This is a genomic window from Pseudomonas sp. NFPP28 (assembly GCF_900115535.1).
Classification (GTDB): Bacteria; Pseudomonadota; Gammaproteobacteria; order Pseudomonadales; family Pseudomonadaceae; genus Aquipseudomonas; species Aquipseudomonas extremorientalis.
The window spans coordinates 130,828-144,258 of record NZ_FOWT01000004.1 but is presented as its reverse complement, the minus strand read 5'-3'; the positions used below and the strand labels follow the sequence as shown (position 1 = coordinate 144,258).

The window sequence follows — 13,431 nt, the reverse complement described above, 5'->3', positions numbered from 1 at the left end:
CCCTGCGCAGGAGCAACCATGAATTATCGTCACGCCTTTCACGCCGGCAACCACGCCGATGTCTTCAAACACCTGACCTTGACCCGCCTCATCGCCCTGATGTCGCGCAAGGAGCAGCCGTTCGCCTACCTCGACACCCATGCGGGGATCGGTCTGTACGACCTGCAGGGCGACCAGGCCAACCGCACCGGTGAATACCTGGAAGGCATCGCCCGCCTGTGGGGCGCAAGCGACCTGCCGCCGTTGACCGCCGATTACATGCGCGTGCTGCATGAGATGAACCCGGATGGCGAGTTGCGCTACTACCCTGGTTCGCCCGAGCTGGCGCGGCGCCTGACGCGCCCTCAGGACCGCGTGCTGCTCAATGAGAAACACCCGGAAGACGGCGTGTTGCTCAAGGACAACATGAAGGGTGACCGCCGCGTCAAAGTGCACCTGGGCGAAGGTTGGCACGTACCGCGTGCGCTGTTGCCGGTGCCGGAAAAGCGCGCGCTGATGCTGATCGACCCGCCGTTCGAAAAGCTCGACGAGATGCAACGCTGCGCCGCCTCCCTCAAGGAAGCAGTGGGCCGCATGCGCCAGACCGTCGCGGCCATCTGGTACCCGGTGAAGGACCAGCGCATGTTGCGTCGTTTCTACCAGGACCTGGCCGGCACCGGCGCGCCGAAGTTGCTGCGAGTGGAGTTACTGGTGCATCCGCTGGACACCCCCAACACCCTGACTGGCTCGGGCCTGGCCATCGCCAACCCGCCGTGGGGGCTGGAAGAGGAGCTGCGTGAGCTGCTGCCGTGGCTGTCCAGGAAGCTTGGGCAGACCCAGGGCGGATGGCAGATGGATTGGCTCATCGCTGAGTAACCACGCCTTGTGAATACCTCATGTGGGAGGGGGCTTGCCCCCGATAGCGATCTATCAGTTACAGATGTACTGACTGACACACCGCTATCGGGGGCAAGCCCCCTCCCACATTTTACCCGTGTCGACTTTAGATCGGGCAGGTCACACCGGTGCCACCAATCCCGCAATAGCCCTGCGGATTTTTCGCCAGGTACTGCTGGTGATACGCCTCGGCGAAGTACACCGTCGGTGCCTCTTCGATTTCGGTGGTAATCGCACCCAGGCCGGCCTTGGTCAGTTCGGCTTGATACGCCTTGGCGCTGGCCTGCGCCGCCGCCAGTTGTTCCGGCGTGGTGGCATAAATCACTGAGCGGTACTGGCTGCCGATGTCATTGCCCTGGCGCATGCCCTGGGTGGGGTTGTGCAGTTCCCAGAACATTTTCAACAAGTCTTCGTATTTCACTTTGGCCTGGTCATACACCACCAGCACCACTTCGCTGTGGCCGGTCAGGCCCGAGCAGACTTCTTCATAGGTCGGGTTGGGCGTGTAGCCGCCGGCGTAACCGACCACAGTGCTGACCACGCCATCGCGCTGCCAGAACCGACGCTCGGCACCCCAGAAGCAGCCCAGGCCGAAGATTGCAAAGCCGACGTCATCGAGGAACGGTCCGAGCAGCGGGTTGCCATTGACGAAGTGCGTCTGCGGCAATGCCATCGGGGTTTCACGGCCAGGCAGAGCTTGTTCTTGAGTAGGCAGCACGTTTTTGTTCACCAGAATTTCCGAGCGCAAGACCATGATCAGTCCTCTCGTCAGGTTGAGTTAGCAATAAAGATTGAGACCGCCAGTGTGCCCGAGTGTTACAGCGCTGTCAGGCGATAGGGCCGCGCGGGTAGCGTTTCAGCATCGCCAACAGCTCGGCGCCGGGGATCGGTCGGTCGAACAGGTAGCCCTGGCCCACATCGCAACGGTGCCGGCGCAGGAACGCCAGTTGCTCGGCGGTCTCGATGCCCTCGGCCACCACCTTGAGCTTGAGATTGTGGGCCATGGCGATCACCGCCGAGGTGATTTCCATGTCGTCCTGGTTGTCCGGGATTTCGTGGATGAAGCTGCGGTCGATCTTGATGATGTCGATAGGGAATTTTTTCAAGTAACTCAACGACGAGTATCCGGTGCCGAAGTCGTCCATGGCCAGGGTCAGGCCGAAGCTCTTCAATTGATCAAGCTGCAGGCGCGTGTCTTCGGTGGCTTCCAGGAGCAGGCCTTCGGTCAGTTCCAGCTCCAGCAGGTTGGCCGGCAGTTTTTCTTCCTTGAGGATCGTGGCGATCGAGGCCACCAGGTCCGGGTCGGAAAACTGCTTGGGTGACAGGTTGATCGCCACCTGCAAGTTGCCCATGCCAGCGGCGGTCAACTGACGGCTCATGCGACAGGCCTGGCGCGCGATCCATTTACCGATGGGGATAATCAGGCCGGTTTCTTCAGCCACGCTGATGAATTGGTCAGGGCGGATCATGCCTTTTTCCGGATGGTTCCAGCGCAATAGCGCTTCCATGCCCAGCAGACGGCCACTGCGCAGGCACAGCTTGGGCTGGTAGAACACGTCCAGTTCGTTCTGGGTGAGGGCGCGGCGCAGGTTGTTCTCGACGAACAGCTTGTAGCTGGCCTCGGCATTCAGCGCTTCGGTAAAGATCTGCACCTGATGTTTGCCGTTGGCCTTGGCCTTGTGCAGGGCCAGGCCGGCGTTACGCATCAGGGTCTGCGGGTCGCGGCCATGCAGTGGCGCGCAGGCCAGGCCCACGGAGCCGGTGACGCTGATCAACTGGTTGTCGACGAACATCGGCTTGTCGAGGGTCGCGAGCAATTGGCTGGCCACCAACTGGCCACTTTCCAGGTCGGTGTCGTCGAGCAGCACCGCAAACTCGTTGCTGGCAAAGCGCGCCAGGCTGCCACCGGTGCTCAGGCTGTTGCGCAGGCGCCGGGCCAGGCTGATCAGCAGCTTGTCACCGGTCTGGTGGCCTAGGCTGTCGTTGATGCGCTTGAAGTTGTCGATGTCCACCAGCAGCAGGCTGATCGGGCTGTCGCTGTCACGGGCGAAGCGTTCATCGAGGTTGCGAATGAACGCCGGGCGATTGCCCAGGTTGGTCAGGTTGTCCGTGTAGGCCAGGCGCTCGATACGCTGCTGGGCCAGCTTGGTCTGGGTAATGTCTTCGTAGATGCCGATGTAGTGCGTCAGCTCACGGTTGTCGCCATACACCTTGGAAATCGACAGCTGGCCCCAGTAGGGCTCCAGGTTCTTGCGCCGGCTCTTGAATTCGCCCTGCCAGCTGTTGCTTTTGGCCAGGCTCGAGGGGGCGTCGAATAGCAACTCGCTGAGGTTCTCCAGCGCCGGCAATTGGGCCAGGCGGTGGCCGTGGACCTCTTCGGCGCTGTACTGGGTGATCGCAGTAAAGCTTGGGTTGACGTACTCCACTACACCATCGCAGTTGACCAGCAGAAAGGCGTTGGCGCTTTGTTCCACGGCACGCTGGAACAGGTGCAGGGCGCTGGTGGCGGTGCGGCGGTTGTGGTTGTTGATCACCTGGGCGAACTGGTCGGCCAGTTCGCCGGCAAAGGCAATTTCATCGGCCTGCCAGGCGCGGGTGCTGCCGCTTTGCTCCAGGCACAGTACGCCCACCACATGGCCATCGACGCGAATGCTCGCGTCAAGCATCGCGTGGATGTCTTTGTCGCGCAGGCTGTCGGCCATTTCTCGGGTGCGCGGGTCGCGCAGTGCGTTGGTGGCGTCGATGGCCCGGCTGGAGTGCAAGGCTTCCAGGTAGTCCGGGAAGCAACTGGCGTCGATAGGCTCGGGCAAGTGATGCTGCCCGTCTGCGCGGTGGTAGGCGGAGATCGGCACCAGGCGCTGGCCTTCAAGGTTCCAGATGCTGGCGCAGTCGATCTGGTAGATATCGCAGGCGCTGCGGGTGATCAGCTCGGCGGCTTCCTGCAGCGAATTGTTAGTGGTGTAGCGCTGGCGGGCCAGCAGCAGGATCAACTCCTGTTGGGCGCGCACCCGCTCAAGGTGCTGCAACTGTTCCTGCTGGGCCCGCTGGTTGAGTTCCAGGGCGATCTGCAGGCGGCTGTTCTGGTTCTCCAGGTCTGCTGTGGGCACGGCAGTGGGGATTTCACTGAACAGGCCATCGACTACCATCAGGTAGCCGCGCAGCAGGTGGCGATTGTGTTGTTTGTAGGCTTCGCCCATTTCCAGCAGGCTCAGCGGGCCGTCGCTGGTGTGCAGGGTGTAGCGCACCAGGTAGTGCGGGCTCTGGTTCAGTTGCTGCTGGATGATGTCGTGCAGTTGATAGCGCGCCTGGGGCTCCATCAGGCTGGCGTACGGAGTGCCGATCAGCGCGCACAGCTCGACCGCCGGTAGGCCGAATTGGCGCTCGCAATTGGGGTCGAGGTAAAGGAGGGCCCAGCTTGCCTCATTAAGCCGCTCGAAACGCAGCATACCGAGGCGCGAAGGCACCGGTAACTGCGTCACTACCTCGGCCGCCATTCGGGCGACATCGGGCTGGCTTTTCATGGGGGAGACTCACTTGAAATAACGCGCACGGCGCCGGGCTCACGCCCTCTTTTCTGTTGCCTGCGGCAAGGTTGCATCATGCGGCGCGGGCTGACAAGAGAGGATGAAGGCTAAGTGCTATAACGGGGTTATCGGCTGCGGAAGGGATTTCTGCAATCGAGGTGATGGAAGGTGTACAAACCTGTCTTGTATGTCCAGTTTCCTGCCTGAAAGCCGGCAAAAAAAGCCCCGCCAAGTGGCGGGGTTGAGGTACGAGCGTGGCGCTCGAAAATCGATACAGCCAGGCCTCCTCAGTGAAGAGGAGGCCGTGACGGTTTACAGCAAGATCGTGCGGATATCGTTCAGCACTTGGCCCAGACGCTGGGTGAAGCGCGCAGCGGCGGCGCCGTTGATCACACGGTGATCGTAGGACAGCGACAGCGGCAGCATCAGCTTCGGCTGGAACGCTTTACCGTCCCAAACCGGCTGGATAGTCGCCTTGGACACACCCAGGATCGCCACTTCCGGCGCGTTGACGATTGGCGTAAAGCCAGTACCGCCAATGTGACCGAGGCTGGAGATGGTGAAGCATGCGCCCTGCATGTCGTCCGGGGTGAGCTTCTTGTCGCGGGCCTTGGCAGCCAGCGCGGCGGCTTCGGCAGCGAGTTGCAGCAGGCTCTTCTGGTCGACGTTCTTGATCACCGGTACCAGCAGGCCATCCGGGGTGTCCACCGCGAAACCGATGTGCACGTACTTCTTGCGGATGATCGCCTTGCCGCTTGGCGCCAGCGAACTGTTGAAGTCCGGCAGCTCCTTGAGCAGGTAGGCACAGGCCTTGAGCAGCAGCGGCAGCACGGTCAGTTTCACGCCGGCTTTTTCGGCCACGGCTTTCTGCGCAATGCGGAAAGCTTCCAGGTCGGTGATGTCGGCCTGGTCGAACTGCGTCACGTGCGGGATGTTCAGCCAACTGGCGTGCAGGCCGGCCGCGCCGATTTGCATCAGGCGGGTCATCGGCACTTCTTCGACTTCGCCGAAGCGGCTGAAGTCCACGGTGCGGATCGGCGGAATGCCCGAACCACCGGTAGCGCCACCAGCAGCTGGCGCTTCCTTGGCTTTCTGCATCATGGCCTTGACGTAAACCTGCACGTCTTCCTTCAACACGCGACCGTGAGGGCCAGTGGCCGACACAGCGCTCAGCTCCACGCCGAACTCACGGGCCAACTGACGCACGGCAGGGCCGGCGTGAACCTTGGCACCGCTTGGCGCAGGTGCGGCAGCAGCAGCGGCCGGAGCGGCCTCGACTTTTGCAGCAGGTGCATGTGCAGGTGCAGCGGCAGCCGGTGCGGCTTCAGCCTTGGCGGCTGGAGCAGCGGCCGGGGCTGGGGCGGCGGCAGGCGCTGCGCCTTGTACTTTCAGCTTGAGGATGAAGTCACCGGTGCCGACTTCGTCTTCCAGCTTGACCGCAATGCTTTCCACCACGCCGGCAGCCGGCGAAGGGATTTCCATGGAGGCTTTGTCGGACTCCAGGGTGATCAGCGACTGGTCGGCTTCGACGGTGTCGCCGACCTTGACCAGCAGCTCGATGATCTTGGCCTTGCCCGACGAACCGATGTCCGGGACGTGAATGTCCTGGACAGTGGCGGCGGCAGGTGCGGCAGCCGCAGCGGCAGGCGCTTCGGCAGGTTTTTCAGCAGCAGGCGCAGGTGCAGCGGCGGCAGCAGGGGCCGCCGGCGCAGGGGCCGCATCAGCGGCACCTTCGATTTCCAGCTCCAGCAGTTCGTCGCCTTCTTTCAGGCGGTCGCCCAGCTTCACTTTCAGGCTCTTGACCACGCCGGCCTTGGGAGCAGGGATTTCCATGCTCGCCTTGTCCGATTCCAGGGTCAGGATGCTCTGGTCGGCTTCGACGGTGTCGCCGACCTTCACAAACAGCTCGATTACTTCACCTTCACCGCTGCCGATGTCAGGTACGCGAATGAGTTCGCTCACAAAAAGTCTCCTCAGCAGTCCAGTGGGTTGCGTTTTTCCGGGTTGATCCCGAACTTGACGATAGCGTCAGCCACCACCTTCGGTTCGATCTCACCACGGTCAGCCAAGGCTTCCAGGGCTGCCAACACCACGAAGTGACGGTCAACTTCGAAGAAGTGACGCAGCTTCTTGCGGCTGTCACTGCGGCCGAAACCGTCGGTGCCCAGGACTTTGAATTCCTTGGACGGGACCCACTGGCGAATTTGTTCAGCAAACAGTTTCATGTAGTCGGTCGAAGCGATCACCGGGCCTTTACGGCCGGTCAGGCACTCTTCAACGAAGGTGCGCTGTGGCTTCTGGCCAGGGTGCAGGCGGTTGTGACGCTCTACGGCCAGGCCATCGCGACGCAGTTCGTTGAAGCTGGTCACGCTCCATACGTCGGCCCCGACGTTGAACTCGTCACGCAGGATCTTGGCCGCTTCACGCACTTCGCGCAGGATGGTGCCGGAGCCCATCAGCTGTACGTGGTGCGCTGCTTCCTTGGTGTCTTCTTCGAGCAGGTACATGCCCTTGATGATGCCTTCTTCCACGCCGGCCGGCATGGCTGGCTGCTGGTAGGACTCGTTCATCACAGTGATGTAGTAGAAAACGTCCTGCTGCTCTTCGGTCATCTTCTTCATGCCGTCCTGGATGATCACCGCCAGCTCGTAGCCGTAGGTTGGATCAAAGGTGCGGCAGTTCGGGATGGTGGCAGCCAGGATGTGGCTGTGACCGTCTTCGTGTTGCAGGCCTTCGCCGTTCAGCGTGGTACGACCGGCGGTGCCGCCGATCAGGAAGCCACGGGTACGGCTGTCGCCTGCTGCCCAGGCCAGGTCGCCGATACGCTGGAAGCCGAACATCGAATAGAAGATGTAGAACGGCAGCATCGGCTGGTTGTGGCTGGAGTACGAAGTACCGGCAGCGATGAAGGAGCTCATTGCGCCCGCTTCGTTGATGCCTTCTTCGAGGATCTGGCCCTTCTTGTCTTCCTTGTAGAACATCACCTGGTCTTTATCGACTGGCTCGTAGAGCTGGCCGACGGAGGAGTAGATGCCCAACTGACGGAACATGCCTTCCATACCGAAGGTACGGGCTTCGTCCGGGATGATCGGGACGATGCGCGGGCCGATGTCCTTGTCCTTGACCAACTGCGCGAGGATCCGCACGAAGGCCATGGTGGTGGAGATTTCACGGTCGCCCGAGCCGTCAAGGATAGCCTTGAGGGTGCTCAGGTCCGGCGTCGGTACGCTGAAGCTCTGCGCGCGGCGTTGTGGCACGAAACCACCCAGTGCGGCGCGGCGCTCGGCCAGGTAGCGGGCTTCGGCGCTGTTCGGCTCCGGCTTGAAGAACGGCAGGTTTTCCAGCTCTTCATCCTTGACCGGGATGTCGAAGCGGTCACGGAACAACTTCAGGCTGTCGACATCGACTTTCTTGGTGTTGTGCGCAGTGTTCTTCGCTTCGCCGGCACCGGTGCCATAACCCTTGATGGTCTTGGCCAGGATGACGGTCGGTTGTTCTTTGTGGTTGACCGCTTCGTGGTACGCCGCATAGACCTTGTACGGGTCGTGGCCGCCACGGTTGAGTTTCCAGATCTCGTCGTCGGACAGGTCGGCAACCATCGCCTTGAGTTCAGGCGTGTTGAAGAAGTGTTCGCGGACGAACGCGCCGTCCTTGGCCTTGTAGTTCTGGTACTCGCCGTCGATGACTTCGTCCATGCGACGCTGCAGGATACCGTCGACGTCCTTGGCCAGCAGTGGGTCCCAGAAACGGCCCCAGATGACTTTGGTCACGTTCCACTGGGCGCCGCGGAATACGCCTTCGAGTTCCTGGATGATCTTGCCGTTGCCGCGAACCGGGCCGTCGAGGCGCTGCAGGTTGCAGTTGATGACAAAGATCAGGTTGTCCAGCTTCTCGCGGCCGGCCAGGGAGATGGCGCCCAGGGATTCCGGCTCGTCGCACTCGCCGTCGCCCAGGAAGCACCAGACCTTCTGTTTGCCTTCAGGGATGAAGCCACGGGCTTCCAGGTACTTCATGAAGCGTGCCTGGTAGATCGCCTGGATCGGGCCCAGGCCCATGGATACGGTCGGGAACTGCCAGAAATCAGGCATCAGCCAAGGGTGCGGGTACGACGACAGGCCGTTACCGTCCACTTCCTGGCGGAAGTTGTTCATGTGTTCTTCGCTGATGCGGCCTTCCATGAACGCACGGGCGTAGACGCCTGGCGAGGTGTGGCCCTGGAAGTAGATCAGGTCGCCGCCGTGTTCGTCGGTCGGGGCCTGGAAGAAGTAGTTGAAGCCGATGTCATACAGGGTTGCGCTGGAAGCGAAGCTGGAGATGTGACCGCCCAGGTCCGAATCTTTCAAGTTCGTGCGCATTACCATCGCCATGGCGTTCCAGCGTACCAGCGAGCGAATGCGGCGTTCCATGAACAGGTCGCCAGGCATGCGTGCTTCGTGGGTAACGGGGATGGTGTTGCGGTATGGCGTAGTGATGGCGTAAGGCAGTTGCGAGCCGCTGCGGGTCGCGAGTTCGCCCATACGGGTCATCAGGTAGTGAGCACGGTCTTCGCCTTCTTTGTCGAGAACCGATTCCAGGGCGTCCAGCCATTCCTGGGTTTCGACGGGATCGAGGTCTTGCATGGCTTGCTCCAGGGCGGAAAGGCTACCAGAATCGGTTGCCTGAAGTTTGCGACTGGCCTTGTGGGCAGACGACATAAATTCTTGGATGGCCGAAGGTTGCTTCGGCGTCCTGTAGTTTTACTACAAATCGTCGGCCATTTCAGCCTTTCGAATGTATATACGAGTAGTAAAACTACACAAGACTGAGCGTATGGCTCGGTCTGGCTGGTGAGCATAATCGTTATTGTTGATCTTTTGCGAACAAGAAAAGGTGAAAGCTTGATGTTGGCTGCCAAAATGAAATTAATTTCAGCTATTTCTAACCTTTGTTCGACAGTCCTTCATAGAGCGTGGTCCTTGCGTTCACAACACGTAGCCAATTACACGCCGATCAAGGATAGACCATGAGCCTTCCAACACTGGCCCAACTACCGGCCATTCTCTTGCCAAAAGCCCAGCGGGCCGAGCAGTCATTTCGTGACGCAGTGGCCGCGCTGGACGACGATCATGGACTTTCTGCGTGGACGCCGCAACGGTGGGCCGACTTCGCCCGCGTGTGCGCCGCCAGTGATTTCGTCATTGAACAGAGTGTTCGTGACCCTTTGATGTTGCTCGAACTGGCCGCCTGGGGCGAATTGGACCGGGGTTTTGCGCCCGGCGAGCTGTGCTGGCAGATTGCTGGCGCTGTGCAACAAGTCGAAACAGAAGATGAACTCGGCCGTGTGCTGCGTCGCCAGCGCACGCGCCAGCAAGTGCGCATCATCTGGCGCGACCTGACCCGCCAGGCCGACCTGGTGCAAACCTGCCGCGACCTTTCCGACATGGCCGACGCCTGCATCGACCAGGCCTACCAGTGGCTGTACCAACGTCACTGCGTACAGTTCGGCACGCCCACCGGGCGGCGCAGCGGCGAGCCGCAGCACATGGTGATCCTCGGCATGGGCAAGCTCGGTGCGGTGGAGTTGAACCTGTCGTCGGATATCGACTTGATCTTCGCCTACCCCGAAGGTGGCGAGACGGTGGGTGTGAAACGCGCCCTGGATAACCAGGAATTCTTTATCCGCCTTGGTCAGAAACTGATCAAGGCCCTCGACCCGATCACCGTTGACGGCTTTGTGTTTCGCGTCGACATGCGCCTGCGCCCCTACGGCTCGGCCGGTGCGCTGGTACTGAGCTTCAACGCGCTGGAGCAGTATTACCAGGATCAGGGCCGTGACTGGGAACGCTACGCCATGATCAAGGCGCGGGTCGTGGCCGGCGACCAGGTGGCCGGTGCACAACTGCTCGACATGCTGCGGCCGTTCGTCTATCGCCGCTACCTGGACTTCTCCGCCATCGAAGCGCTGCGCACGATGAAGCAGTTGATTCAGCAGGAAGTACGGCGCAAAGGCATGGCCGACAACATCAAGCTGGGCTCGGGCGGCATCCGCGAAGTGGAGTTTATCGCCCAGGCGTTCCAGTTGATCCACGGCGGCCGCGACCTGAGCCTGCAACAGCGCCCGCTGCTCAAGGTGCTCGGCACCCTGGAAGGCCAGGGTTACCTGCCGCCGGCGGTGATTGCCGAATTGCGCAATGGCTACGAATTCCTGCGTTACACCGAGCACGCGATCCAGGCGATTGCCGATCGCCAGACACAAATGCTTCCGGACAGCCCCGAAGACCAGGCGCGCATTGCCTTTATGTTGGGCTTTGCCGATTGGGACGCTTTCCACGAGCGCCTGATGTACTGGCGCGGTCGGGTGGACTGGCACTTCCGCCAGGTGATCGCCGATCCGGATGAAGAAGAGGGCGAAGAAAGCGAGTTGGTGGTGGGCGGTGAGTGGCTGCCGCTTTGGGAGGAATCCCAGGATGAAGAGGCGGCCTGCCGTCAGTTGGCCGAAGGTGGTTTTACCGACGCGGCCAAGGCGCTCAAGGCGTTGGCCGGCCTGCGCAACAGCCCGCAACTGCGGGCCATGCAGCGTTTGGGGCGCGAACGGTTGGATGCTTTTATACCGCGCCTGCTTGCCCAGGCGGTCGAGCACGCCAACCCGGACCTGGTGCTGGAGCGCGTGTTGCCGCTGGTGGAAGCCGTCGCCCGGCGTTCCGCTTACCTGGTGCTGCTCACGGAAAACCCCGATGCCCTGCGCCGTCTGCTGACCCTGTGCGCCGCGAGCCCGTGGATCGCCGAGCAGATCACCCGTTTCCCGCTGTTGCTCGACGAATTGCTCAACGAAGGCCGCCTGTTCAAGCCACCGCTGGCGCCGGAACTGGCCGCCGAACTACGCGAGCGTCTTACACGCATCCCCGAAGATGACCTTGAGCAACAGATGGAAGCCCTGCGGCACTTCAAGCTGGCCCACCGCCTGCGCGTGGCGGCCTCGGAGATTGCCGGCAGCCTGCCGCTGATGAAAGTCAGCGACTACCTGACCTGGCTCGCCGAGGCCATCCTCGAACAAGTGCTGGCCCTGGCCTGGCGCCAGACCGTGGGGCGCCATGGCTCGCCGCAGCGGTTGGACGGCACCCTGTGCGATCCTGGGTTTATCATTGTCGGTTATGGGAAAGTCGGCGGTATAGAACTGGGGCATGGTTCGGACCTGGACTTGGTGTTTATCCACGACGGTGATCCCCAGGCGGAAACCGATGGCGCCAAGCCCATCGACGGTGCGCAGTTCTTCACGCGCCTGGGCCAGCGCATCATCCACCTGCTGACCACCCAGACCAACTCGGGCCAGTTGTATGAAGTGGACATGCGCCTGCGACCTTCCGGCGCATCCGGTTTGTTGGTGAGTTCGCTGGGGGCGTTTGAGCGCTATCAGCAAAATGAAGCCTGGACCTGGGAGCATCAGGCCCTGATCCGTGCGCGGGTGCTGGTGGGCAGCCAGGATGTGGGCCAGGCGTTCGAGCGGGTACGGGCTAAGGTATTGGGGCAGGAGCGGGACCTGGCGAAGCTGCGCCAGGAGGTCAGCGAGATGCGCGCCAAAATGCGTGACAACCTGGGCACCAAGGGCACGGCGGCCGGCACCGGCGCCAATGCCTTCGAAGCCACGGCGCTGTTCGACCTCAAGCAGGACGCCGGAGGTATCGTCGATATTGAATTTATGGTGCAATACGCGGCTTTGGCGTGGTCTGCGCAACATCCATCGTTGCTGCGCTACACCGACAATATCCGCATTCTGGAAGGCCTGGAGCAGGTAGGCTTGATGCCCGCCGCCGATGCCCATCTGCTGCGTGAGGTGTATAAGGCCTACCGATCCGCCGCGCACCGCCAGGCCTTGCAGAACGAGGCCGGTACAGTGGCCGGGGATCAGTTTGCCGACGAACGGCGCCAGGTAATGCGAATCTGGCAGGCGCTGGGGCTGAGCTGAAACACTATTACGGCGGGGAGGCATAAGCCTCCCCGCATCGTTTGTGGAAACTACATGAATATTCTGATCGTTGGGCCCAGTTGGGTCGGTGACATGGTGATGGCGCAGACACTCTTCCAGTGCCTGCGCGTGCGTTACCCGGACTGCCAGATCGACGTGCTCGCCCCCGAGTGGAGCCGGCCGATCCTCGAGCGCATGCCCGAGGTGCGCAAGGCCTTGAGCTTCCCGCTCGGCCACGGTGCCCTGGAGCTGGCAACCCGCCGTCGCATCGGCAAGTCCCTGGCGGGTGAGTACGACCAGGCGATCCTGCTGCCCAACTCGCTCAAGTCGGCGCTGGTGCCGTATTTTGCCGGTATCCCCAAGCGCACCGGCTGGCGCGGCGAGTTCCGCTACGTGCTGCTCAATGACGTGCGCACGCTGGACAAAGCCCGCTACCCGCTGATGATCGAACGCTTCATGGCCCTGGCCTATGAGCCGGGTGCCGAGTTGCCCAAGCCGTATCCGCGCCCGAGCCTGCAGATCGACCCGCTGAGCCGCGACGCGGCCCTGGCCAAGTTCGGCCTGACCCTGGACCGGCCGGTGTTGGCCTTGTGCCCCGGCGCCGAGTTTGGCGAGTCCAAGCGCTGGCCGTCGGAGCATTACGCGAAGGTGGCCGAGGCGAAGATCCGCGAAGGCTGGCAGGTGTGGCTGTTCGGTTCGAAGAAGGACCATCCGGTAGGTGAAGACATTCGCCAGCGCCTGATCCCCGGCCTGCGTGAAGAGGCAGTGAACCTCAGTGGCGACACGTCCCTGGCCGAGGCCATCGACCTGCTGTCCTGCGCCGATTCGGTGGTGTCCAACGACTCCGGCCTGATGCACGTGGCCGCTGCGCTGAACCGCCCGCTGGTGGCGGTGTATGGCTCCACCTCGCCGGGCTTCACGCCGCCCTTGGCCGATCAGGTCGAAGTGGTGCGCCTGGGCCTGGAGTGCAGCCCATGTTTTGACCGTACCTGCCGTTTCGGCCACTACAATTGCATGCGCCAGTTGTTGCCACAGCCGGTGAACGAGGCCTTGCAGCGGTTGCAGGGCTCTGCGGTCGAGGTCCGATAG

At 61.9% G+C, this 13,431-nt stretch carries 7 protein-coding genes; 3 read left to right on the top strand and 4 right to left on the bottom strand.

Features of this window, described 5'->3' with window-relative positions:
- The first annotated feature begins 18 nt into the window (after window positions 1-18).
- Window positions 19-855, top strand: a complete 837-nt coding sequence (locus BM110_RS12090) for a 23S rRNA (adenine(2030)-N(6))-methyltransferase RlmJ (RefSeq protein WP_071492326.1) — start codon at window positions 19-21, stop codon at window positions 853-855.
- Between the two features lie 127 nt (window positions 856-982).
- Here the strand turns inward: BM110_RS12090 and msrA are convergent, their stop codons facing one another.
- From msrA to aceE, 4 genes are all read right to left on the bottom strand, one after another.
- Entirely contained in the window at window positions 983-1,630 is a 648-nt protein-coding gene (gene msrA / locus BM110_RS12085; RefSeq protein WP_093513458.1) for a peptide-methionine (S)-S-oxide reductase MsrA, read from the bottom strand.
- A 73-nt stretch (window positions 1,631-1,703) separates the two neighbouring features.
- Window positions 1,704-4,397: a putative bifunctional diguanylate cyclase/phosphodiesterase gene (locus BM110_RS12080; RefSeq protein WP_071492324.1), complete on the bottom strand. Its 2,694-nt coding sequence runs from the start codon at window positions 4,395-4,397 to the stop codon at window positions 1,704-1,706.
- 315 nt (window positions 4,398-4,712) lie between these two features.
- On the bottom strand, window positions 4,713-6,362 hold the full coding sequence (aceF, locus tag BM110_RS12075; protein WP_093513457.1) for a dihydrolipoyllysine-residue acetyltransferase: 1,650 nt from the start codon (window positions 6,360-6,362) through the stop codon (window positions 4,713-4,715).
- 11 nt (window positions 6,363-6,373) lie between these two features.
- On the bottom strand, window positions 6,374-9,019 hold the full coding sequence (aceE, locus tag BM110_RS12070; RefSeq protein WP_058423512.1) for a pyruvate dehydrogenase (acetyl-transferring), homodimeric type: 2,646 nt from the start codon (window positions 9,017-9,019) through the stop codon (window positions 6,374-6,376).
- 383 nt (window positions 9,020-9,402) lie between these two features.
- On the opposite strand from aceE, the gene glnE reads away from it, so the two are divergent.
- Window positions 9,403-12,342, top strand: a complete 2,940-nt coding sequence (gene glnE / locus BM110_RS12065) for a bifunctional [glutamate--ammonia ligase]-adenylyl-L-tyrosine phosphorylase/[glutamate--ammonia-ligase] adenylyltransferase (RefSeq protein WP_093513456.1) — start codon at window positions 9,403-9,405, stop codon at window positions 12,340-12,342.
- A gap of 54 nt (window positions 12,343-12,396) precedes the next feature.
- Entirely contained in the window at window positions 12,397-13,431 is a 1,035-nt protein-coding gene (waaF, locus tag BM110_RS12060) for a lipopolysaccharide heptosyltransferase II (protein ID WP_071492320.1), read from the top strand.

What these genes read in the sequence shown, in the direction of transcription:
- glnE (WP_093513456.1), top strand. Translation starts at nt 9,403, where the DNA reads ATGAGCCTTCCAACACTGGCCCAACTACCGGCCATTCTCTTGCCAAAA.
- waaF (WP_071492320.1), top strand. Translation starts at nt 12,397, where the DNA reads ATGAATATTCTGATCGTTGGGCCCAGTTGGGTCGGTGACATGGTGATG.
- BM110_RS12080 (WP_071492324.1), bottom strand. Translation starts at nt 4,397, where the DNA reads ATGAAAAGCCAGCCCGATGTCGCCCGAATGGCGGCCGAGGTAGTGACG.
- aceE (WP_058423512.1), bottom strand. Translation starts at nt 9,019, where the DNA reads ATGCAAGACCTCGATCCCGTCGAAACCCAGGAATGGCTGGACGCCCTG.
- msrA (WP_093513458.1), bottom strand. Translation starts at nt 1,630, where the DNA reads ATGGTCTTGCGCTCGGAAATTCTGGTGAACAAAAACGTGCTGCCTACT.
- BM110_RS12090 (WP_071492326.1), top strand. Translation starts at nt 19, where the DNA reads ATGAATTATCGTCACGCCTTTCACGCCGGCAACCACGCCGATGTCTTC.